The sequence below is a fragment of the Amycolatopsis sp. NBC_00345 genome, assembly GCF_036116635.1.
GTDB lineage: Bacteria > Actinomycetota > Actinomycetes > Mycobacteriales > Pseudonocardiaceae > Amycolatopsis.
Genome location: NZ_CP107995.1, coordinates 9,338,057 through 9,359,283, shown reverse-complemented (window position 1 = coordinate 9,359,283; position 21,227 = coordinate 9,338,057). Strand labels below are relative to the sequence as shown.

At 69.8% G+C, this 21,227-nt stretch carries 25 protein-coding genes; 7 read left to right on the top strand and 18 right to left on the bottom strand.

Annotated features, from left to right (window positions below; genetic code table 11):
* Positions 1-47: 47 nt before the first annotated feature.
* From OG943_RS42780 to OG943_RS42765, 4 genes are all read right to left on the bottom strand, one after another.
* Entirely contained in the window at positions 48-500 is a 453-nt protein-coding gene (locus OG943_RS42780; protein WP_328606572.1) for a hypothetical protein, read from the bottom strand.
* Positions 501-517: 17 nt separating this feature from the next.
* Entirely contained in the window at positions 518-793 is a 276-nt protein-coding gene (locus tag OG943_RS42775) for a hypothetical protein (protein ID WP_328606571.1), read from the bottom strand.
* Positions 794-999: 206 nt separating this feature from the next.
* Positions 1,000-1,848, bottom strand: coding sequence for a RecB family exonuclease (locus OG943_RS42770; protein ID WP_328612322.1), 849 nt, complete (start codon positions 1,846-1,848; stop codon positions 1,000-1,002).
* Between the two features lie 85 nt (positions 1,849-1,933).
* Entirely contained in the window at positions 1,934-2,776 is an 843-nt protein-coding gene (locus OG943_RS42765; RefSeq protein WP_328606570.1) for an NAD(P)H-binding protein, read from the bottom strand.
* Positions 2,777-2,863: 87 nt separating this feature from the next.
* On the opposite strand from OG943_RS42765, the gene OG943_RS42760 reads away from it, so the two are divergent.
* Positions 2,864-3,307, top strand: coding sequence for a MarR family winged helix-turn-helix transcriptional regulator (locus OG943_RS42760; RefSeq protein WP_328606569.1), 444 nt, complete (start codon positions 2,864-2,866; stop codon positions 3,305-3,307).
* On the opposite strand, the gene OG943_RS42755 is transcribed toward OG943_RS42760, so the two are convergent.
* The 4 genes from OG943_RS42755 to OG943_RS42740 all read right to left on the bottom strand — a co-directional run bounded on the left by OG943_RS42755 (position 3,304) and on the right by OG943_RS42740 (position 5,607).
* A complete protein-coding gene (locus tag OG943_RS42755; RefSeq protein WP_328606568.1) occupies positions 3,304-3,933 on the bottom strand; it encodes a MarC family protein in 630 nt (209 codons plus the stop codon). The two genes, OG943_RS42760 and OG943_RS42755, sit on opposite strands and share 4 nt — an antisense overlap.
* Position 3,934: 1 nt before the next feature.
* Positions 3,935-4,798: a PHP domain-containing protein gene (locus OG943_RS42750; RefSeq protein WP_442874648.1), complete on the bottom strand. Its 864-nt coding sequence runs from the start codon at positions 4,796-4,798 to the stop codon at positions 3,935-3,937.
* Between the two features lie 64 nt (positions 4,799-4,862).
* The gene (locus OG943_RS42745; protein ID WP_091626150.1) at positions 4,863-5,423 is read right to left on the bottom strand and encodes a PH domain-containing protein; all 561 of its coding nucleotides are present in this window, start codon (positions 5,421-5,423) and stop codon (positions 4,863-4,865) included.
* Positions 5,424-5,442: 19 nt separating this feature from the next.
* Entirely contained in the window at positions 5,443-5,607 is a 165-nt protein-coding gene (locus OG943_RS42740) for a hypothetical protein (RefSeq protein WP_328606567.1), read from the bottom strand.
* A 192-nt stretch (positions 5,608-5,799) separates the two neighbouring features.
* Between OG943_RS42740 and OG943_RS42735 the strand changes: the two genes are divergently transcribed.
* On the top strand, positions 5,800-6,201 hold the full coding sequence (locus tag OG943_RS42735; protein ID WP_328612320.1) for an NUDIX hydrolase: 402 nt from the start codon (positions 5,800-5,802) through the stop codon (positions 6,199-6,201).
* Positions 6,202-6,512: 311 nt separating this feature from the next.
* Here the strand turns inward: OG943_RS42735 and OG943_RS42730 are convergent, their stop codons facing one another.
* Complete coding sequence (locus OG943_RS42730) at positions 6,513-7,622, bottom strand: DUF2332 domain-containing protein (RefSeq protein WP_442874841.1); 1,110 nt, start codon at positions 7,620-7,622, stop codon at positions 6,513-6,515.
* Positions 7,623-7,650: 28 nt separating this feature from the next.
* Entirely contained in the window at positions 7,651-8,154 is a 504-nt protein-coding gene (locus OG943_RS42725) for a MaoC family dehydratase (RefSeq protein ID WP_091626159.1), read from the bottom strand.
* A gap of 336 nt (positions 8,155-8,490) precedes the next feature.
* Between OG943_RS42725 and corA the strand changes: the two genes are divergently transcribed.
* The 3 genes from corA (at position 8,491) to OG943_RS42710 (ending at position 11,265) form a co-directional block, all read left to right on the top strand.
* A complete protein-coding gene (corA, locus tag OG943_RS42720) occupies positions 8,491-9,579 on the top strand; it encodes a magnesium/cobalt transporter CorA (RefSeq protein WP_328606565.1) in 1,089 nt (362 codons plus the stop codon).
* A gap of 193 nt (positions 9,580-9,772) precedes the next feature.
* A complete protein-coding gene (locus OG943_RS42715) occupies positions 9,773-10,426 on the top strand; it encodes a metallophosphoesterase family protein (protein WP_328606564.1) in 654 nt (217 codons plus the stop codon).
* Complete coding sequence (locus OG943_RS42710; RefSeq protein WP_328606563.1) at positions 10,423-11,265, top strand: chromosome partitioning protein ParB; 843 nt, start codon at positions 10,423-10,425, stop codon at positions 11,263-11,265. The genes OG943_RS42715 and OG943_RS42710 overlap by 4 nt, the downstream gene beginning before the upstream one ends.
* A 267-nt stretch (positions 11,266-11,532) precedes the next feature.
* Here the strand turns inward: OG943_RS42710 and OG943_RS42705 are convergent, their stop codons facing one another.
* The 3 genes from OG943_RS42705 to OG943_RS42695 form a co-directional block, all read right to left on the bottom strand.
* Positions 11,533-12,291, bottom strand: a complete 759-nt coding sequence (locus OG943_RS42705; protein ID WP_328606562.1) for a hypothetical protein — start codon at positions 12,289-12,291, stop codon at positions 11,533-11,535.
* Positions 12,291-12,809 carry a SigE family RNA polymerase sigma factor gene (locus OG943_RS42700; protein ID WP_328606561.1) on the bottom strand — a complete coding sequence of 173 codons (519 nt, stop codon included), beginning with the start codon at positions 12,807-12,809 and terminating at the stop codon, positions 12,291-12,293. Before OG943_RS42700 ends, OG943_RS42705 begins: the two co-directional genes overlap by 1 nt.
* A gap of 129 nt (positions 12,810-12,938) precedes the next feature.
* The gene (locus OG943_RS42695) at positions 12,939-14,444 is read right to left on the bottom strand and encodes an MFS transporter (protein ID WP_328606560.1); all 1,506 of its coding nucleotides are present in this window, start codon (positions 14,442-14,444) and stop codon (positions 12,939-12,941) included.
* Between the two features lie 122 nt (positions 14,445-14,566).
* Between OG943_RS42695 and OG943_RS42690 the strand changes: the two genes are divergently transcribed.
* On the top strand, positions 14,567-15,262 hold the full coding sequence (locus OG943_RS42690) for a TetR/AcrR family transcriptional regulator (protein ID WP_328606559.1): 696 nt from the start codon (positions 14,567-14,569) through the stop codon (positions 15,260-15,262).
* A gap of 59 nt (positions 15,263-15,321) precedes the next feature.
* Here the strand turns inward: OG943_RS42690 and OG943_RS42685 are convergent, their stop codons facing one another.
* Complete coding sequence (locus OG943_RS42685; RefSeq protein ID WP_328606558.1) at positions 15,322-15,516, bottom strand: PspC domain-containing protein; 195 nt, start codon at positions 15,514-15,516, stop codon at positions 15,322-15,324.
* Between the two features lie 226 nt (positions 15,517-15,742).
* Between OG943_RS42685 and OG943_RS42680 the strand changes: the two genes are divergently transcribed.
* Complete coding sequence (locus OG943_RS42680; RefSeq protein ID WP_328606557.1) at positions 15,743-16,657, top strand: hypothetical protein; 915 nt, start codon at positions 15,743-15,745, stop codon at positions 16,655-16,657.
* An 82-nt stretch (positions 16,658-16,739) separates the two neighbouring features.
* Here OG943_RS42680 and OG943_RS42675 read toward each other — a convergent pair whose 3' ends face one another.
* From OG943_RS42675 to OG943_RS42660, 4 genes are read right to left on the bottom strand one after another with little or no spacing between them, the layout of a single operon-like run.
* Positions 16,740-17,912 carry an ABC transporter ATP-binding protein gene (locus tag OG943_RS42675; RefSeq protein WP_328606556.1) on the bottom strand — a complete coding sequence of 391 codons (1,173 nt, stop codon included), beginning with the start codon at positions 17,910-17,912 and terminating at the stop codon, positions 16,740-16,742.
* A 3-nt stretch (positions 17,913-17,915) separates the two neighbouring features.
* Positions 17,916-18,758 carry a carbohydrate ABC transporter permease gene (locus OG943_RS42670; protein WP_328606555.1) on the bottom strand — a complete coding sequence of 281 codons (843 nt, stop codon included), beginning with the start codon at positions 18,756-18,758 and terminating at the stop codon, positions 17,916-17,918.
* On the bottom strand, positions 18,758-19,714 hold the full coding sequence (locus tag OG943_RS42665) for a carbohydrate ABC transporter permease (protein WP_328606554.1): 957 nt from the start codon (positions 19,712-19,714) through the stop codon (positions 18,758-18,760). Before OG943_RS42665 ends, OG943_RS42670 begins: the two co-directional genes overlap by 1 nt.
* The gene (locus OG943_RS42660) at positions 19,711-21,024 is read right to left on the bottom strand and encodes an ABC transporter substrate-binding protein (protein WP_328606553.1); all 1,314 of its coding nucleotides are present in this window, start codon (positions 21,022-21,024) and stop codon (positions 19,711-19,713) included. The genes OG943_RS42665 and OG943_RS42660 overlap by 4 nt, the downstream gene beginning before the upstream one ends.
* Positions 21,025-21,227: the final 203 nt, after the last annotated feature.

Genomic DNA, 21,227 nt, shown 5'->3' with positions numbered 1-21,227 from the left:
AGTTTCACCGAACGGCGGGAGCCGGGCCAACTGCTTTACGTGCCCGGTCAGGCCCACCAGAACAACGTCAACGCCACCAAGGTGATCACCAGAACGCCGACACCGGCCACCCCGGCCACCGCCCCGTTCCGCCGATCGGCGACGCGCTGCACCAGCAATGCCGCCACCGCCGCAACGGGATGGCCGATCAGCAGGAACAGTCCCGGCCCCGGCGCACCGGTCACCAGGCACACCACGGCCACGCCCAGCACCCCGACCGCCAGCACAGCCAGCCCCGCCGCGACCGACCCGGTGAGCCCACGCCACCACCGGCCCGGCTCCTTCGCCACCCGGCCGCCGACCTCGGGCCCCGCTTCGACTCCGGCCCCGGTCCCGATCTCTGCCCGGCCCGGCGCACCTTCGACCGCAGGACCCGCGGCACCACCGGTCGACAGCTGCACCGTCGCGGCCGCGCTGTCGACCGCGGCCGCAGAACTCGCAGCCGCTCCGCCCGCGGACACGTCGCCACTGCCACCAGCTACGACCGCGGAACGGCCAGCCACCGGAGCCTGGCCGTTGCCACCAACCACCGCCGCGGAACGGCCAGCCGCACCATCCCCAGACAGGTGGCTGCTGCCACCAACTGCCGCGGAACGGCCAGCCGCACCATCCCCGGGTGCCTGGCCACCGCCAGAACCACCCGCACGCCCGGCCGCGTGGCCACCATCGCCACCCGCAAGCCCAGCCGCCTGGCCACCACCGCCACCCGCAAGCCCAGCCGCCTGGCCACCACCGCCACCAGAACCACCCGCACGCCCGGCCGCCCCCGGCCTCCCACCAGAGCCAGCGCCGGCGCCGGAGCCGGTACCAGCCCCAGTGGGCAGCTCAGCAGTCGGCCCGTCCCCGGGCGCGGAAGTATCCGGGTGAGGGCGATCGCCGGCGGGCAGGGGAACGGTCGCCAGGTTCTCAGTCTCGGGTGACGCCACGTTCTCGTCGGTCCAATCGTCGTCTCGGGCGGCCTTACGGGGCGAGCAGCTCCCATGGCTGCAGGCCCGGCGCCGCCTGGCGGCCCTCGGCGCAGCTCGGGCGGAAGTCGCACCAGGAGCAGCGGCGCTCGGGGCGGGCGGGGAAAAGGACGTCGCCGTCGCCGCCCGCGTCCAGGGTATCCGTCGCGAGGCGGAGGTCCCCGGCGGTCTCCTCGGCGCGTTCCAGATGCCGCCGCAGGCTTTCCGGCGTGTGCTCGGCCGCGGCGACCGTGCCCGTCGGCAGGTGGTGCAGCTCGACCTTCGTGCACGGCATCCGCAACGTCCGCGACGACGCCACCGCGTACATCGCCAACGCCTGCGACGCCCGGGCCTCGTACTCGTCCGGCTCCCGCCGCCCCGTTTTGTAGTCGACGATCACCAGCTCACCGCCACGCTGGTCGATACGGTCGGCCCGGCCTTCGATGATCAGGGTCGGCGGCCCGCCCGCCGGACTCACCGGCGCCGACACCCAGCGCTCGAGCCCGATCGGGTCCTCGCTGACGTCGTGGTCCTCCACGTACTCCGCGACCCAGCCCTTGGCCCGCGCCCGGTACCGCGCGGCCTGCTCGGCATCGGCGAAACCCGCGTCCTTCCAGTACTCGGCCACGAGCGCCATGGCCCGCTGCGCCGTGCGCTTCGCGACCGGCAGGTCGAACAGCGCGCGCAAAGCGTTGTGCACCACCGCGCCCAGAGTGCTGTGGGCCCACGGCCCGGTGCGCTGCGGCGTCGGCCGCTGCAGGTAGTTCAGGCGGTATCGGCGCGGGCAGTCCTCGAACGTGCTCAGCCGCGCCGGCGACACCTTGGTGAGCCGCTGCGGCTGCTCGACCCCGAAGTCGAACCCCATCTGTTCCTTCACGCCACCCCCCTCTCCTGGAGCCGGTGCCCACGCTACGCACCACCACCGACACTTTCCGGCGCGGGGGCGGCCCTCAGAACAAGCCGGCGTTGCGCTCGCACCAGTCCCGGAACGTCGCCGCCGGGCGGCCCAGCAGACGAGCGGCGTCGTCCGATCGCGAACCGGTGACGTCCGCGCGCGCTCGCGTGTAAGCCTCCACGAGGGCGTCGGCGAGCACCTTCGGCGCCCCCGCCGCGAACCGTGCCCGCACGACCTCCTCGGGCGAGGCCGCCTGCCGGACCTCGATCTCCCGGCCGAGCACGTCGCCAAGGGTCTTCACCTGCTCCGCGCACGTCGTCAGCTCACCGCCGTCCAGCACGTACTCCGCGCCTTCGTGCCCGTCCGAGGTCAGCACCACCGCCGCGACCGCCGCGATGTCCGCCGTGTCGATCGGCGCGTACCGGCCCGGCCCGGACGGGTCCAGCACGTACCCCTCGCGCAGGGAATCCCGCCACTCCAAGGCGTTCGACATGAACCCGCCCGCCCGCAGGATGGTGAACGGGATGCCGGACGCGCGCACCATCTCCTCGCGCTCGTGGTGCCAGCGGCCCATCAGCGGCATCGGGTCGCCGAGCACGTTGCTCGACGACAGGTGCACCACGTGCCGCACGCCGGCCTCGCGCGCCGCCGCGACCGCGTTCGCGACGTTCACGGTCACCATCCCGGGCGTCAGCAGGAAGAACCGCTCGATCCCCGCGAACACGGCGGGCAGTGTCGAGGGCTCCCCCAGGTCCCCGACGGCGAGTTCGGCCTGCGGCGGCAGGCCGGCCGCGCGGGCGGGGTCGCGGGTCAGCGCGCGGACGTCCGCACCCGCACCGACCAGCGCGCGGACGAGTTGACTGCCGATGTTTCCGGTGGCTCCGGTGACCAGTAGCATGAGTTCCCCAAGTCGTTTGCCGTCTAATGACTTCACCAGAAACGCTAGCCGGTAAATGATTAGCCGTCAATCGATCTGGAGGGCACGGTGCCTGAGTTCCTCGAACTGCACGGCCGGACGAACAAGGCGATCCGCGCGCTCGCCGATACCGCGATGCGCCGCCACGGCCTGCACGAAGGCCAGAACGTGCTGCTCGCCGTGCTCTGGACCACCGACGGCGCCACCCCGGGCGAGATCGCGGCGAAGCTGCGCGTCACCACGCCCACGGTCGTCAAGATGGCCACCCGCATGACCACCGCCGGCCTGCTCACCCGCCGCCGCGACGACAAGGACAACCGGCTCGTCCGGCTGTGGCTGACAGACGCGGGACGCGCGCTCCAAGAGCCCGTCGAAACGGCGCGTCAGGAGATCGAGGAGAAGGTGACGGCGGGCCTGACCGAAGCCGAGCACAAGCACCTCATGTCGGCGCTCGCCAAGGTCAACGCCGCGGCGAGCGAGCTGCTGGCCGAAGCCGGATCCGGACGGGCCTAGAAGGCGCCGTCGATGAAGCCCTTGACGGAGTTGGCCACCAGCTCGACCGCGATGGCCGCGAGCAGCAGGCCGGCGATCTTCGCCAGCAGCGTGATGCCGCTTTCCTTGATCAGCCGGATGACCACGCCCGAGAAGCGCATGCACGTGTAGAGCACGAAGTGCACGGCGATGATCGCCAGCGCCAGCGCGATGTACGCGCCGATGTGGCCGTCGGCCTGGCGCACGAACACGATCGTCGCCGCGATCGCGCCCGGGCCGGCGAGCAGCGGGGTGCCGAGCGGGACGAGGGCGACGTTGACGTCGTCGCTGGCCTCCGGCTCGTTGCCGCCCTTGCCGGTGAGCAGCTGGAGCGCGATGAGCAGGAGCAGCAGCCCGCCGGCGCCCTGCAGCGCGGGGATGCCGATGCCGAGGTACGCCAGGATCGCCTGCCCGGCCACCGCGAACAGCGAGATGACCAGCAGCGACACCAGCACCGCCTGCCGCGCGGCCTTCACCCGCGTGGCCATCGGCTTGCGGCCGACCAGGCTCAGGAACACCGGCACCGTGCCCGGCGGGTCCATGATCACCACCAGCGTGATGGTGGCGCTGATGAAGAGCTTGGCGTCGAAGAAGTCCGAGATCGACATCTCACCCCTTCACGATCTGAGAACCGGTGGCGCGCGAGACCAGCTCCTCGAACTGGCCGGGGTCGGTGGTGTCCTGGCCGAGCCCGATCGTCTTGTTGGTGCCGTGGTAGTCGCTCGAACCGGTGCGGACGAGCCCGAGCTCGTCGGCCAGCTCACGGGTCCGGACGCGGGTCTCCGCGGTGTGGTTGGGGTGGTCGACCTCAACGCCGGTGAGGCCGCGCCGGGCGAGTCCGCGCAGGGTGTCCTCGCTGATCGTCGCCCCGCGGCTGTACGCGAAGGGGTGCGCGATCACCGTGACGCCGCCCGCGGCCACGATCATGTCGATCGCTTCCTCCACGGGGGTGTCCCGGCGCGGCACGTAGTAGCCGCGGCGACCGCCGAGGTACTCGGCGAAGGCCTCGTCGACGCTGCCGACCAGTCCGGCGCGCACCAGCGCCTGCGCGAGGTGCGGACGTCCGGCGGGTGAGTCGGCGGGCAGCAGGCCCATGATCTCGTCGGCGTCGACCGGGAGGCCGTCGGCGGCCATCCGGTCGGCCATCGTGCGCAGCCGCGTCCGGCGTTCGGCCCGCAGCCGCGTCTGCTCGGCGACGAGCGCGGGCGACGTCGGGTCGAACAGGTACGCGAGCAGGTGCACGCTGACCGGGTACGGCACGTCCAGCTCGTCGGAAACCGTGGACAGCTCGGCGCCGGGCACGAGGGTCAGGCCGGGCGGCACGGCTTCGGACGCCGGCGCCCAGCCCGCGGTGGTGTCGTGGTCGGTGATCGCGACCACGTCGAGACCGGCCCGCGTCGCGGCGCCGACCAGCTCAGCTGGGCTGTCGGTACCGTCAGAGGCCGTGGAGTGGGCGTGCAGGTCGATGCGCATCGTGTCCATCATCAACGATGCGCTGGGTCACAGCGACGCCGGTACCTGGGACAACGCCAGGAGGTCAGCCGACCGGCTTCTTCCCGCGCGCGGCGCGCTGCGCCTTGATCATCGAGAAGCGCTCGGCCTGCTTCTGCTTGTCGCCGAACACCAGCTCGGAGATCGTGTCGTAGAACTCCTCGGGCCGCGGCAGGTAGTCAATGCGGTTGAGCGCCTGGATCTGGCCGGCGGACTCGACGACCATCGTCCCGTAGCCGAGCACGCGGCCCCAGGCCGAGCGCTCGTAGGTGAGGTCGGTGACCTTCGTGATCGGCATCATCAGCACCTTGGTGGTGAAGACGCCGGTGGTCATGACGAACCGCTTGTCGGTGACGACCAGCCGTTCCACCCACCACTCGACCACCACGTAGGCGAACCGCAGCACGACCAGCAGCGCCACGTACCAGAGGATGTTCTGGACCACCCACAACGAGGGCGGCAGGAGGTACGACACGAGAACACAGACGGCGAGCAGGGCGGCCGCTTCAAAGGTGTCCCAGAGGAGCACAGCCCAATGGCGGCGGATGCGGATGACCCGCCGCTCGGTGTCGAGGAGGTACTCGTCGGGGTCGCGTGGCGCGAACATGGTTCGAGGGTATCCCCCGTCAGCCGTGGAAGACGTTGCTGACGAACGTGATCACCGATTCGGCCGAGCTGCGGAGGAAGTCGACGATGTTGCCGACGAGACCCGCGGCCTGACCCGGCTGGGCAATCACGAAGAACAGCACCAACGCGATACCCACGAGACCCGCAAGCTTCTTCGCGTTCACAGCGATCAATCCCGTCTCTTACGTGGCACCCGGAAAAAACTGACTTTCTACGTTGTACCGCACCGACCACCCACGCGGGAGGAAAGTCCCGCGCATGGGTCAGCAGGGCGTCCGGAGTGTACCGTATGACTACTCTCCGTGTACAGCATCACCATTTCAGACGTAGGGGTGAGCTGGCTACTGTCGGCAGGCATGGACCCCCGCGTGCGCTGCGTCGGCGGCATCGTGTTCGACGACCAGGGCAGACTCCTGCTGATCCAGCGCGGCCACGAGCCGGACAAGGGCCTCTGGTCGATACCCGGCGGACGTGTCGAAAAGGATGAAACGGACAGTGCCGCGGTCGTCCGCGAGCTGCGTGAAGAGACCGGACTGGACGTGAGACCGCACACACTCGTCGGCACGGGCGTCCGCGGCGTTTACGACATCCACGACTACTCCTGCACCGTCATCGGCGGCACGCTCACAGCGGGCGACGACGCGGACGACGCCCGCTGGGTCGACTCCGCCGAACTGGTCGCGATGGACGCTTCGGGACAACTCGCGGAATTGCTTTTCGTGACATTGCGTGACTGGGGTGCGCTGCCGCGGACATGAGTAGGGGTGGTCGCATTTCCGGGGCGCCGTGATTGCATTCGGAAACGACTTGACATCGGCGCGACGGGTTAATGGCGTTTATTCACGAGCTGAGCACTGTGAATGGGGTAATGCCGGTATTCCTTATCAACTCATGCGCATGCGACTCGGGGTCAGGTCAGCGGGTTCCGGTGGTCCGGGATGTGACTGATGGGGTGAAAGTGACACATGTGACCCTGTGTGCGGGCTCGGCGCGTTCGACGCCGTTAAGGCCTCCTTACCCGCGTCGGACGCGGGTAAGGAGGCCTTAACGGACTAAGGACACGCGACCGTCAGGCGGGCAGCCAGGTCATCCGCTGGCCGTGGGGTGCGGTGCGGGCCAGCGCGCGGGCCGCGGGCTTGCCGTCGGTGAAGCGGATCAAGCCGAGGACGCACATCTCGCCCGTGCCGGGGACCGCGGCGGACAGGTCGGGGCGGTCCGGGAGGACCAGGTCGAGCGCGGCGGCGTAGAAGCCCTCCGTCACCCACCAGACCGGGCGGTCCGCGGACAGTTTCGCCAGCTCCTCGACGAAGGCGGCGCGGCGGTCGCCGAAGTAGGCCAGCGCGTGGCTGGTCAGCACGACCAGCGGAAGCTCGGCCGGCAGGGACGCGGCGGCTGACGCCAGGTCCTCGATGCCGTCGCCGGTGATCAGGGCCGGGGCGTGCTTGCGCTGCTCCGCGGCGGCCGTGCGCAGGAGCCGGATCCGGTCGGGCTGGTCGGCCCAGACGCAGGCCTCCAGCCAGGCCAGCTCGTCCTCGTCGGCGAGGTCCACCGGGGCGCGGTCCAAGCCGGCGCGGGCGCCGATGGCGACCTTCTTCGGCAGCTTCGGCAGCACGGCGCCCGGCGCGAGGTCCAGGCTGCAGTGCAGCCCGACCGCGGCCTTCGCGGGGCCGGCGACGAGCTGTTCCCCGCCGTCGCACTGGTAGCGGTAGGCGAAGCGGTCCAGGCCCAGCAGCAGCCCGGCACTGCAGCCGACCTCCAGCAGCGCGATCTTGCCGCCCGCCTCCTTCGCCGCCGCGGCGATGGCCGGGTAGACGAGCGCGGCGCGGCGCACCTCGTTGGTCTGCGTGTAGCGCGACGCGATGATCTCCCGCGCCTTGTCCGCCCGCTCCAGCAGGAACGAGCGGAACAGCGGCCAGGTCTCCCCGTCGACGCCGTCGAACCCGCCCAGCGACGGGTAGTACCGCGACAGCGGGTGGATCGGGTCGGCCTGGACGAGCCGGTGCGCGGCGGCCATCAGCAGCGTGCCGCGGGCCTCACCGCCGCGGGCGTCCGCCAGCAGGCCGGCCACGTCGTCGTCCTCGGCCGCCCGGGTCGCGAGGTGGTCGTACAGCGGGGATACGCCGCGTGCCTCGACCTCCGCGAACGTGCGCAGCGTCTGCTTGATCTGTTCCAGGGCGATGGCCACCCGTGCTCCTCGTTCCGGTGTGTCACTCGTGCGGCGTCGGGCGGCCGGGCTGCTCGCCGCCGCGGGTGTCGCCATAGGACCGCTTCGGCACCATCACCTTGCGGCGGAAGGTGCACACGATCGTGCCGTCCTGCTTGTAGCCACGAGTTTCCACGTACACCACGCCACGGTCGTCCTTGGACTTCGACGGCGTCTTGTCGAGCACCTCGGTCTCACCGTAGAGCGTGTCGCCGTGGAACGTCGGCTTCACGTGTTTCAGCGACTCCACCTCGAGGTTCGCGATCGCCTTGCCGGACACGTCGGGCACCGACATGCCCAGCAGCAGCGAATAGATGTAGTTGCCGACCACGACGTTCTTGCCGAAGTCGGTGGTCTCGCCCGCGTAGTGGGCGTCGAGGTGCAGCGGGTGGTGGTTCATCGTGAGGAGACAGAAGAGGTGGTCGTCGTACTCCGTGACCGTTTTGCCCGGCCAGTGCTTGTACACCGCGCCGACCTCGAACTCCTCGTAGTACCGACCGAACTGCACCCGTGGGCCTCCGTCCGAGTAACGCCGCCTGAGCCGCGTGCGACACGTATTCGTGGTGAGGAGTACCCTCGACCATTGGTGTTCGTGCGTCAACGCGAGCCCCACCACTCTCCGCGTCTAACGACCGCGCCGGCCAGAAGGAGGTGAGGAACGCCCCATGAGTAGTGGCGATAGTCCGCTCCCTAGTAGTCCCAGCGTTCCCCCTTCGCCGGCCGGCCTCCTCTCCTCTTCCTGGTAGGCCTGGCGATCCGGGAACGCCGGTGATGCCGGACGGACGTCGAGTCCGCCTGGCCGTCGTCTTCGTGCTCCACCACGACGCCAGCCCCAGGAGATCCCATGCCTGCCATTCCCTCGCTCGGTGGCCTTCGAGGCCGCGGCGGTAACCGCGCCAAGGCGGCGGCCCCGCGCCCGATCCCCGTTCCGCTGTCGGCCTATGTGGTCGACTGCGCGGTGTACGTGGAGGGCAAGCGCCTGCCGGGGCGATGGACGCACTCCGAGGCCATCAAGGAGGTCCGCAAGCGCCACGCGGGCTTCGTCTGGATCGGGCTGCACGAGCCGGACGCCGAGCAGATCCAGGGCGTCGCGGACACGTTCGGGCTGCACGAGCTGGCCGTGGAGGACGCGCTGGAGGCGCACCAGCGGCCCAAGCTGGAGCGCTACGACGACACGCTGTTCATGGTCGTGAAGACCGTGCGTTACGTGGAGCACGAGTCACCGACCACGGCCAACGAGATCGTCGAGACCGGCGAGCTGATGGTGTTCCTCGGCCGGGACTTCGTGATCACCGTCCGGCACGGCAACCACTCCGGGCTGGCCCGGCTGCGCCGTGACCTCGACGACGACCCGGAGCGCCTCGGCCTGGGGCCCGCCGCCGTCGTGCACGCGATCGCCGACCATGTGGTCGACCACTACCTGGAGGTCACCAGCCGGATCGAGTCCGACATCGACGAGATCGAGGCCCAGGTGTTCGCGCCGCGCTCGCTGGTGAGCGCGGAGCAGATCTACCTGATGAAGCGGGAGGTGCTGGAGCTGCGGCGCGCGGTGATGCCGCTCGGCACGCCGGTCTCCCGCCTGGCCGAGGGCTACACCCGGCTGGTGCCGGACGAGGTCCGCTCCTACTTCCGCGACGTCGCGGACCACCTCGCCACTGTGTCCGAGCGCGTGGCGGCGTTCGACGAGCTGCTGAGCACCCTGGTCGACGCCACCGTCGCGAAGATCTCGCTGCAGCAGAACACCGACATGCGCAAGATCACCTCGTGGGCGGCGATCATCACCGTGCCGACCATGGGCGCCGGCATCTACGGGATGAACTTCGACTACATGCCGGAGCTGCACTGGAAGTTCGGCTACCCGCTCGTGGTCGGCGTGATCTTCGCGATCTGCCTGCTGTTGTACCGAATATTCAGGAAGAACGGCTGGCTCTAGCCGCCGACGCCGCCCCGTTTCTTCCACCCGGTAGCACTGCAGGAGTACTCCCATGCCTCGTTTGCTGACCAACCTCAAGTTCTGGGCCGTCACCCTCAGCCTCGCCTGGATCCTCGCCATCGTCACCGTGATCAGCCTCAACCCGGGTTTCTCGCACGGCATGAAGTAACGTCCATGGCCGTACCCTGGGCGCATGCCGAAAGCGCTGGTGGTCGCCGACGAGGTCGACGAGCGGTTGTGGACCGAAGCGGTCCGCGCGCTCCGGGTCGACCTCGTCGTCGGCGCCGGTGACCTGCCGTACGACTACCTCGAGTTCCTCGCGAACACCCTCGACGTACCGTGCGTTTTCGTGCCCGGCAACCACGATCCCGACCTGACCGGCTACACGCGCTACGGCGGACTGTCCATGAAGGACGGTTTCCCGACCGCGTGGCCCGGCCCGGCGGGCGCGGTGAACGCCGACGGGCGCGTGGTGGACGTCGCCGGGATCCGGTTCGCCGGCCTCGGCGGGTCCATCCGGTACAACGACGGCCCGAACCAGTGGACGCAGCGGCAGGCCTCGCGCCGCGCCCGCGGGCTCGAGCGGCGGGCCCGGTGGCGGCGGTGGCGCGACGGCCGTGAGGTCGACGTGCTGCTCACCCACTCCCCGCCCTTGCACCTTGGCGACCGCGAAGACCCGCCGCACCGCGGTTTCGCGTGCCTGCACCGGACGATCGAGACGCTGCGGCCGAGCTGGCTGCTGCACGGCCACATCCACCCCCACGGCGAGCCGGTGCCGGACCGCGTGGTCGGCGGCACCACGGTCCGCAATGTGGTGGGCCACCGGATCATGGAGTTCCCGCGATGACCAGACCCACGGGTTTCCCGCGCGCCGACGCCGAGCACGACTTCCTCCGGGCCCGGCGCGGCCAGGTCCTCTCGCGGCTGGCCACCTGGCTGCGCCGCGAGCCGGACGACGTGAACATCATGCTGCCGTTCCACGAGGTGGTGGAGGCGCTCGGTTACGCGGGCGAGTCGCGCCTGGGCCTGCGGGTGATCAGCCTGGACTCGATCGTCGGCACGGTGGACCGCAGCCGGGACTTCGACCGCCGCTTCCGCCCGACGTCCGGGCGCGTGCGCGAACGCTGGGAGCGGCTCGCGCTGGCCGCCCGCCGGGGCGAGGAGATCCCGCCGATCGAGGTGTACCGCGTGGGCGAGCTGCACTTCATCATCGACGGCCACCACCGCGTCTCCGTGGCGCTGGCGCAGGGAGTGTCCACAATAGAGGCTTCCGTGACGGTGGTGCGCACGAAGCTGGACCCGAGCGGCATCCGCTACCGCGGCGACCTGATCGTGAAGGACTACCGGCGGCTGTTCCTGGAGCGCGTGCCGCTGACCGGCCACGCGCGCGCGTCGGTGATCGTCTCGGACCCGTGGGACTACGCGCGGCTCGGCGAGCACGTCGAGGCGTGGGGCTTCCGGCTGATGCAGGACGAGGGCCACTTCACCGAACGCGCCACGATCGCCCAGCGCTGGTTCGACGAGGAGTACACCCCCGTCGTCGGCATGCTCCGGCAGGCCGACCTGATCGGGGACCGCACCGACGCGGAGGCCTACATGTGGGTGGCTTCGGAGCGTTATCGCCTGATCCGCACCCATCGCTGGGACGACGAGGTGATCGAGGCACTGCGGGCTCGGCGGCACTGAACCCTTGTCAGGGTCGCTCTGACGTCGACAAACTGATCGCCGGCCCCGGCGTATCGGCATCCTCGCCGAAGGCGGCGCAGGCCGACAGCCGCATCCAGACCCCGGTGGACCTCCTGCGCTCGCGCGGCGTGGCCTGGGCCCGGATCGGCACGGCGCTCGGCGTGGCCCGGCAATCCGCGTGGGAACGGTTCTCCGCGGAAAAGTGACCGTCCACACGGGATCGTCCAGACGGTTCTCCCCGGGCCAGTGACGGTCCACTTCGGATCTTCACGGGATCAGCCCGCGGGTCAGCACGACGTCGGCGACCTGCTCCGCGGTCAGTGGCGGGAGCGGCCTCTGCACGGCCAAAGCGTCGGCCGGGTCGTGGCGCAGGACGCCGCTGTTGTTGGTGGTGACCACGGCCAGCCAGCCCGGGGCGGCGAGGCGGGCCTCGTACGTGACCAGGCCGTTGCGGCGGTAGGTGACCGACTGCAGCGCCCCCTGCGAAAGCTGGGAAACCCAGCAGCCATCCGGATTCGGCGGCCTGACGTCGGTGCAGCGGGGCACCGAAAGGTCGTCCGCGGCGATCAGCTGGACGTACACCGCGCCGGCGCCGTGCTGGTCGGTGACCCGCACCCCCAGCTGGTACATCGAGTCCCCGGTGGCCGCCGGACGGAACGGGTCCACGGGCGGAGTCTCGCCCGGGATGGTGAGGCGCTCGATCTTCGCCGACGGGCTCAGCCGCGACCGCACGGCGTCGCCGATCACGCAGGTCAGGCGGGTGCGGACCTGCTCGGGGGTCTCGGTCGCGGACTTCACCGCGCAGGGCGTCCCCGCGGCGGGCGGCGGCGCCTGCCGTCCCGGCACGCTGACGGCGAGCGTGACCGCGGCCACCAGCACCACGACCGATCCCCCGGCCGCGGCGGCCAGCCGGCGGCGACGCGAGCGGCGGCCGGCGGCCAGCACGGCGGCCCCGGAAAGGCCGATGGGCGGCTCGTCCTCGGTGACGTAGGAGCTGAGCGCGGACCGGATGTCGAGGTCTTCCATCAGCACTCCCTGGTCTTCGAAGTCTTGGGGGTCTTGGGGGTCTTCGGCGCGGGCAGGACGGCGCGCAGGGCCTCCACGCCGCGCGCGGTCTGGCTCTTGACCGTGCCCTCGGCGACGCCCAGCAGACCGGCCACCTCCGTGACCGGCAGGTCTTCCAGGAACCGCAGCACGACCATCGCGCGCTGGCGCGGGGTCAGGGTGCCGAGCACGCGTTCCAGGTCCAGCCGCTCGTGGCTGTCGTACGCGGGCCGCGCGGGACGTTCGGGCGGCTCGGCCGTCACCTGCTCGCGGCCCGCCGTGCGCCGGCCGGAGAGGAAGCCGTTCAGCAGGATCCGGCGCGCGTAGGCGTCGACGGTGTCCGGCCGGACCCGCCGCCAGCGCCGGTACAGCTGGACGAACATGGCCTGTACCAGGTCTTCCGCCGCGTGCCAGTCGCCGCACATCGCGAACGCCAGCCGCCGGAAACGCTGCACCCGCGCGGCGAAGTACTCGCTGAAATCGAGGTCTCTCGACGTCACTCGCGCCCTCCCGTCCTCACCCATTACTAGGCGACCGGACCCCGGAAAGGTTCAAGTGCGCGCAAAAAAAGGACGGGCCCCTCCCGAACCGATGTCGGGAGGGGCCCGTCCGCCCCCGGTCCAGACCCCTTACATGTGCACCGCGGCCACCGTGGCCTGCTGCTTCGGCGCGCCCGGGCGCAGGAGCAGGCCCGTGATCACCGCGCCGGCCACGAAGATCGCCGCCGCCCAGGTGAACGCCGTGGTGTAGCTGTGCACCGCGGCCTCGGCCGCGAGCTGCGGCGTCGGCGTGCGACCGGCGATGAACGACGACGCGGCGTTGCCGGCCAGCGTGCTCAGCAGCGCCGTGCCGATGGAGCCGCCGACCTGCTGCATCGTGTTGACGGTCGCGGACGCGACCCCCGCGTCGTGCATGTCGACGCCGAACGTCGCCACGCTCATCGCGGGCGCCATCGACAAGCCGATGCCGACGCCCATCACCATCAGCGGCCCCAGCACGCCGCCGACGTACGTGGTGCCGACGTCGATGCCGCTCAGCCAGAACAGCCCGGCCCCGGCGATCAGCATGCCCGTGGGCACCAGCGGCCTCGGCCCGAACCGGGGCAGCAGCACGCTGGTGGCGGTGGTCGCGGCGATCATCAGCGTCGCGACCATCGGCAGGAAGCCGAACCCGCTCTGGATCGGGGTGAACTTCAGGTTCAGCTGCACGTAGAACGTGAGGAACAGGAAGATCGAGAACATCCCGATGGCGAGCAGGAACATCGCGATGTACGAGCCGCCGCGGTCACGGTCGAGCAGCACGCGCAGCGGCAGCAGCGGGTGCCGGACGCGCTGCTGCAGCCCGACGAACGTCGCGAGCAGCACCAGCCCGGCGCCCAGGAAGCCCCACACCGAAACCGATCCCCACGAGTCGTGCTCGGCGTTCGAGAAGCCGTAGACGAGTGCGAACAGGCCGGCCGACGCGGTGATCGTGCCCGGCAGGTCGAGCTTCGGGCGCGGGCCGTCGGACTCCTGGCGGCGCAGCAGGATCGCGCCGCCGATGAAGGCGACCACCGCGAACACGATGTTCACGAACATGCACCAGCGCCAGTCCAGGTACTCGGTGAGCACGCCGCCGAGCAGCAGGCCGATGGCGGCACCCCCACCGCCGATCGCGCCGAACACGCCGAACGCGCGGCCGCGCTCCTTCGGGTCGGTGAACGTGGTGGTGAGCAAGGAAAGCGCGGCCGGCGCGAGCAGCGCGCCGAACACTCCCTGTGCCGCCCGGGCGATGAGCAGCATCTCGATATTGCCGGCGAAGCCGCCGATCGCCGACACCGCCGCGAACCCGGCCAGGCCCACGAGGAGCGCGTTCTTGCGGCCGAACAGGTCCGCGAGCCGCCCGCCGAGCAGCAGCAGGCTGCCGAACGCGAGCGCGTACGCGGTGACGACCCACTGCCGGGCGTCGTCGGAAAAGCCCAGGTCAGCCTGCGCGGAGGGCAGGGCGATGTTCACGACGGTGGCGTCCAGCACCACCATCAGCTGGGCGAGGCCGATCACCCCGAGGATCAGCCAGCGTCTGGCGTGGTGCGGGTTGTCGGCGTGGCTCGGCGCGTCCTCCCCCGGACGGTCGAGCGTGGCCGTTGACTCAGTCATGCGGTGCATACCTCACGGATAGTGATCGCGGCGCTATGTGGAGTAGGTGCCTCCCCTTACGTCGACCAAGGTACACAAAAAGCGGAGACCATGCCTCGACTTATTTTGGTAACCTGGTCGTCATGACACGGGACGCTGCTCCCGCCGCACCGGCGCGGCCGCTGCGGCGTGATGCCGAACTCAACCGCCGGCGGATGCTCGAATCCGCGCGCGCCGTCTTCGGCCGGCGCGGGCTGGAAGCCACGCTGGACGACGTCGCCCACCACGCGGGCCTCGGCGTCGGCACCGTCTACCGGCGCTTCCCGAGCAAGGAACACCTGGTCGAGGCCATGTTCGCCGACCGGATGGACGGCCTGGCGGACCTCGCCGCGAAGGCACTGGAGCACGAAGACCCGTGGTTGGGCTTCGTCGAGTTCACCTGGCAGGCCGCCGAGCTGGCCGCGTGCGACCGCGGGCTGCGCGAGATCATGCTGTCCAAGGCGTTCGGGCACGAGCACATCGCCGAGTCCAAGGCGCGCATGGTGCCGTTGATCACTCAGCTCGTCGAGCGGGCGCAGGCCTCGGGCCAGCTCCGCGCCGATGTGGTGCCGACCGACCTGCCGCTGATCCACCAGATGATCGGCTCCGTCGTGGAGTACACGAGCCTGGTCGAGCCGCACCTGTGGCGCCGCTGCCTGGCCCTGATCCTCGACGGCCTGCGCGCCGAGCCGGGCCGCTCGTCCGACCTGCCCCACCCTGGCCTGGACCAGGCCGAGATCGACGAGGCGATGTGCGCGTGGCGGCAGCCGAAGCACCCGGTCGCGCCAAAAGGCTCGTGAGTGGCGATGACGGTTAGAACCGTCATCGCCACTCACGAGCCTTACTCGCGGGGTCGGGGTTACTCGCTGGGGATGATCGCCCAGAGAATCAGGTAGGCCACGAACTGCGGGCCCGGCAGCAGGCAGGACAGCACGGCGAGCAGCCGCACCTTGCCCGGCGTGGTGCCGAAGCGGCGGGCCAGCCCGGCGCACACGCCGCCGATCATGCGGTCGTTTCGCGGACGGCTGAGCCTGCGCGTGACAGATGCGGTCATCGTCTTCCCCTCCCGTTGGGTGCTTGTTCCCATGTCACCACGGCAGCCGGGGCGCGCACATCGCTCCGCGGAACGATCCGGGCCCCTAAGGGCTGACGATCGCAGGGGTGGAAACCTCCGTCGCGAACCCGTTTTCCCCTCGCTGACCTGCGGAGACGCCATCAGGGAAGGTGAGATTTCCCTGTCAGGGCTGGTGTTTCGGCCATTCGTGGTGATACTTCACCCCGTGCGTAACCCACTCGGACCTCTTGTCCTAGCGCTCGGTGGCGCCCTCGCCCTGGCCGGCTGTTCCAGCGCGCCCGCGGCGGTGCCCGACGACTCCCCGCCCGCGCCGCTGACGGCGAGCGCCGCGCTCGGTGAGTTCACCACGCTCGACTACTGCAGCCTGCTCGACGTGAACCGCCTGCGCAGCGCCACCGCCGACCAGCCCGACTCGTCGTTCGACGCCTGCCACGGCGAGTTCTTCCAGAACGGCGTGCACCGCCAGGTGGTCGTCGGCCCGCTCGCCTCCGACAGCGACCCGAACATCAAGCCCTACGACTACTCCGGCGCGATCCCGGACGGCCTCGCCGTGGCGCAGTCGAGCTTCAACGCGGCGGCCTCGTGCGCCCGCGTGGTCACCTTCGCCGACGGCCTCCGGCTGAACGTCTCGGTCACCGACTCCGCGGGCCCCTCGGCGTCCAGCGACCGGTGCGCCGACGCCGACGCGACCGTCGGCGGGGTCCTCGCCGCCGTCAGCGGGAAAACCGTGCGGCACCAGACGTTCGCGGACCGCTCGTGGGGCCGCGTCGACGCGTGCGCGCTGCTGAACGTGCACGACCTCGACGCCACCAGCGGCGCCGGCACCCAGCCGGCCGGCGGGCTGTCCGGGCACTCGTGCATCCGCGGCAAGCTGAGCGTGAAGTTCTCGGTCGAGGACTCGGCGCCCACCGGGCCGTCCGAGCTGCTCGGCGGCCGGACCTCGCGGGTGGGCGCCGACGGCGCGTTCTGCCGCGTCATCACTGTGCAGCCGGCCCCCGGCGCCGCGGGCCACAGCGAGCAGGCCGAGGTCGACGTCGTGGACACCAGCGGCTCGACCGGCGAAGCCGCGTGCGCGGACGCCCGCACCGCTGCGGCGGTCGTCTTCGCGAAGATCCCCTGAAATCCTTCGCCAGAGCCGAAGCCCTGAAGGCCACCATGAGGGCATATCCGACCCTCATGGTGGCCTTCAGGGAACTCTGGCGCTATTCGCTGTAAGTGAGGTTGCGGCCGTTCGACGGGTCGAACAGCTTGATCTTGTCCGGGTTGAACCAGATCTGGACGTCGGCGTTCTCCTGCGCGGCCGAGGCCGCCGAAAGCCGCGCGACGATCTGGGACTCCGCGCCCGGCACGTCGGAGGAGCCGCTGTCCGCGGCCAGCTCCGCGAGCTCGGCCGACGTCGCGACCTCGCCCTCCAGCGTGAAGTGCGCGAACTTCTCCGAGCCCATCGACTCCAGCACGTCGACGTGCGCGGTGAACGTGCCGCCGCCCTCCTCATCGACCAGTGACGCGTCCTCGAAGTGCTCCGGCCGGATGCCGACGATCACCTCGCGGGGCGCGTTCGCCGCCTCGGCCATCCGGCGGATCCGGTCGGTCAGCGGCGTGGTGCCCAGCGAGCTGTGCAGCTCGCCGTTCTCCAGCGTCGCCGGCACGAAGTTCATCGACGGCGAGCCGATGAACCCGGCCACGAACAGGTTCGCCGGGTTGTCGTAGAGGAACTGCGGCGCGCCGATCTGCTGCACGTAACCACCGCGCAGCACCACCACGCGGTCGCCCAGCGTCATGGCCTCGGTCTGGTCGTGCGTCACGTACAGCGTGGTGGTGCCGAGCTGTTTCTGGATCTTCGACACCGAGGTGCGCATCTGCCCGCGCAGCTTGGCGTCCAGATTGGACAGTGGCTCGTCCATCAGGAACGCCTTGGGGTTACGCACGATCGCTCGCCCCATCGCCACCCGCTGCCGCTGCCCGCCGGAGAGGTTCGCCGGCTTGCGGTCGAGGTGGCCGGTCAGGTCGAGGATGTTCGCCGCCTCCTCCACCTTCGCCTTCACCGTCGCGTCGTCCACTTTGGCCAGCCGCAGCGGGAACGCCATGTTCTCGCGCACGCTCATGTGCGGGTACAGCGCGTAGGACTGGAACACCATCGCGATGTCACGGTCCTTCGGCGCCTTCTCGTTGACCCGCTTGCCGTCGATGCGCAGCTCGCCGGAGGAGATGTCCTCCAGCCCCGCCACCATGTTGAGCGTGGTCGACTTCCCGCAGCCGGAGGGGCCGACGAGGATGATGAACTCGCCGTCCGCGATCGTGATGTCCACTTCGGACACCGCGAGCGCGCCGTCGGGGTACTTCTTGGAAACCTTGTCGAGAACGATCTCAGCCATGGATCAGCCCTTCACCGCACCAGACGTCAGCCCCGCCACGATGCGACGCTGGAAGAACAACACGAACAGGATGATCGGGATGGTGATCACGACCGCGGCCGCGCTCACCTGACCCGTCGGGTCCTCGAACTGCGAGGACCCGGTGAAGAACGACAGCGCGGCCGGCACCGTGCGCGACGCCGTGGTGGACGTCAGCGAGATGGCGAACAGGAAGTCGTTCCAGCAGAAGATGAACGCCAGGATCGCCGTGGTGAACACGCCCGGCGCGGCCAGCGGCGCGATCACCTTGCGGAACGCCTGCGCCGGCGTCGCCCCGTCCATCTTCGCCGCTTTCTCCAGCTCCCACGGGATTTCCCGGAAGAACGCGGAAAGCGTGTAGATCGACAGCGGCAGCGCGAACGTGATGTACGGCAGGATCAGCCCCGGCCAGGTGTCGAACAGGCCGAGGCTGCGCTCGATGTTGAACAGTGGCGTGACGAGCGAAACCTGCGGGAACATCGCGATCAGCAGGGAGAGCCCCACCAGCACCCGTTTGCCGGGGAAGTCGAGCCGCGCGATGGCGTACGCCGCCATCGTGCCCAGCGCCACCGCGATCACCGTGGCGATCACCGCGATGCCGATCGAGTTCAGCAGTGCCCGGATGAACTCCGAGGTCTGGAAGATGTCGGCGTAGTTCTTCAAGGTCCACGACTTCGGGATGAACGAACCGTCGGTGAGCGTGTCCTTCGTCTTGAAGGACAGCGAAACCACCCACAGCACCGGGACGAGCGCGAACACCACCACGAGGATGTCCACCAGGCCCCAGCGGATCTTGCGGCCGGTCGTGACCGCTCCACCCATGACCATCAGCGTTTACCCCCGTCGTCCGTCCCAGGTGCGGCCGTGCCGAACACCTTGATGAAGATGAACGCGATGATCGCCACCGTGATGAAGATCAGCACCGCCATCGTGGAGCCGATGCCGAGGTTGAGGCCCTTGACCAGGTTGTCGTAGGTCTGCATCGACACGGATCCGGTGTCCTGCGCGCCGTTGGTCAGCACGAAGATGTTGTCGAAGATGCGGAACGCGTCGAGCGTGCGGAACAGCAGCGCCACCAGGATCGCCGGCTTCATCACCGGCAGCATCACCTTGGTGAACCGCTGCCACGCCGTGGCCCCGTCCATCGACGCGGCCTTGAGCAGGTCTTCCGGCACCAGTGCGAGGCCGGCCATCAGCAGCAGCGCCATGAACGGCGTGGTCTTCCACACCTCGGCGGAGATGATGATGAACAGCGACGGCCACTGCTCGGTGAGCGGCGCGCCGCTCGAGGCGAGCAGGTTCGCCAGATAGCCGGTCTTCGGCGTCCACGCGAAGAACCACGAGTACGCCGCGACCACCGTGACGATGCCGTACGGGATCAGCGCGACGGTGCGCACCAGCCCCCGGCCCACGAGCGTGCGGTGCATGATCAGCGCGAGCAGCATGCCGAGCACGAACTCGATGGTCACCGACACCACGGTCAGGAACATCGTGGTGCCGAACGCCGTCCACCAGTACGAATTGGACAGCACGGCCGCGTAGTTGGACAGGCCGATGAACTCCTGCTGCGCGGGGAACCGGAGGTCGTAACGCTGCAGTGAAAGCCACACCGAGTAGATGATCGGGTAGCCGGTCACCGCCACCATCACGATGAACGCCGGCGCGCACAGCCACAGCCCGAGCCTCCGCTCGGCCTTTTTCCCTTCACTGAGCGCGGGTTTCCCCTTGCGGTGCGTCGCCGCCTGATGCGCGGCGACGTCGGCGGTGGGGTCCTGGACGGTCACGGGATCACTCCCTTCGACTGGAGCGCGTCACTGAGTTGTTCCCGCAGCTTGTCCGCCGTCGCCTGCGGGTCGATGTCCGAAGGCGGGGACAGGATCTTCGCCATCACCGTCGAAGCGTTCTGGTACGCGGGCGTGAGCGGGCGCACGGCTGCGGTCTTCAGCGCGTTCAGGATGGTGTCGCGCATCGGGTACTTCATCGCCATGTTCGGGTTGTCGGCCGACGCCGGCTTCGACGCGTCCACCGGCACGTCGTCGTGGTACACCGACTCGATGGTCGGCGGCACGCCGTCGTTGATCGCCGAGAACTTCTGGCTTTCCGCGCTGCGCAGGCACAGCGCCGCTTCGAAGGACTCCGGCTTGTGCTGCGAGTACGTGCTCACCGCGAGGTCGAAGCCGCCGATCGTGCTCTTCGCCGGCATGCCCGCCTTGGCCTCGGGGTACACCGCCCACTTGAAGTGCGAAAGGTCCTGCGGCTTCTCTTCGGCGTAGGAGGCGTAGACGAACGGCCAGTTCAGCTCGAACGCGGCGTCACCGCGCTGGAACGCCTGGCGGACGTCGTCCTCCTTCTGGTTGGTCAGCGACGGGTCGGTGATGCCCGAGGACGTGACCTGCTTGAGCAGCTGCAGCGCCTGCACCGCGCCGGCGTCCATCACCACGGACTTGCCGTCGTCGGACAGGATGTGGCCGCCCAGCGAAGCGACCAGCGTGTTGTAGATGACCACCAGGCCCTCGTACTGGGCGCCGGTGAACACGATGCTGTACGGCTTGTGCTCACCCTTGAGCCGCTGCGACATCTGCATCATCTCGTCCCACGTCTTAGGCGGGGCCGGCGTGACGCGGTCGTCGTACCAGAGCAGCTGGACGTTGGTGTTCTTCGGTGCGGCGTAGACCTTTCCCTTGTAGGTGGCGGTCTCCATCGGGCCCTGGAGCACGCCCTGCGACGCCGCGGCCTTGTTCGCCCCGGTCCACTCCTCGGCCCAGCCCGCCTCGGCGAACTCCGAGACCCAGGTGACGTCGAGGCCGAGCACGTCCATCGACGTGTCGCCGGCCGCGAGCCGGCGCGCCATCTGGATGCGCTGGTCGTCGGAGCCGCGCTGGAGCTTGTTGTAGACGATCTCGTAGCGCCCGCCCGCCGCCTTGTTGCAGTTGTCGACAACGGTCTGGAAGTTGTCCTCGGGCGAGTAGTAGACGTTGATCTTGATGCCCGAGCCGGCCCCGCAGCCGGCCACCAGGCCCGTCGTCACCAGCCCGGCGGCCAGTAACGCGGCGGCACGCGCGGGCGAGCGCCCGCGCAGCCTTTTTTTCCCCATTGAATGCCTCCTCACCCGCACGCACGCCAGTTACCGTGACGCCCCCAGGCACCACGACGCGATGAGGCAAACCGCGCCAGCACCCCGACGTGCTAGTGATCGGCCGGTCGCAGTGCAGAACGCGACCGCCCGACTTGGTGTCGGACAACCTATGCCGGGCGATCACACCCCGCAAGCAGTATCGGTAACGATTCAGCCCTGTG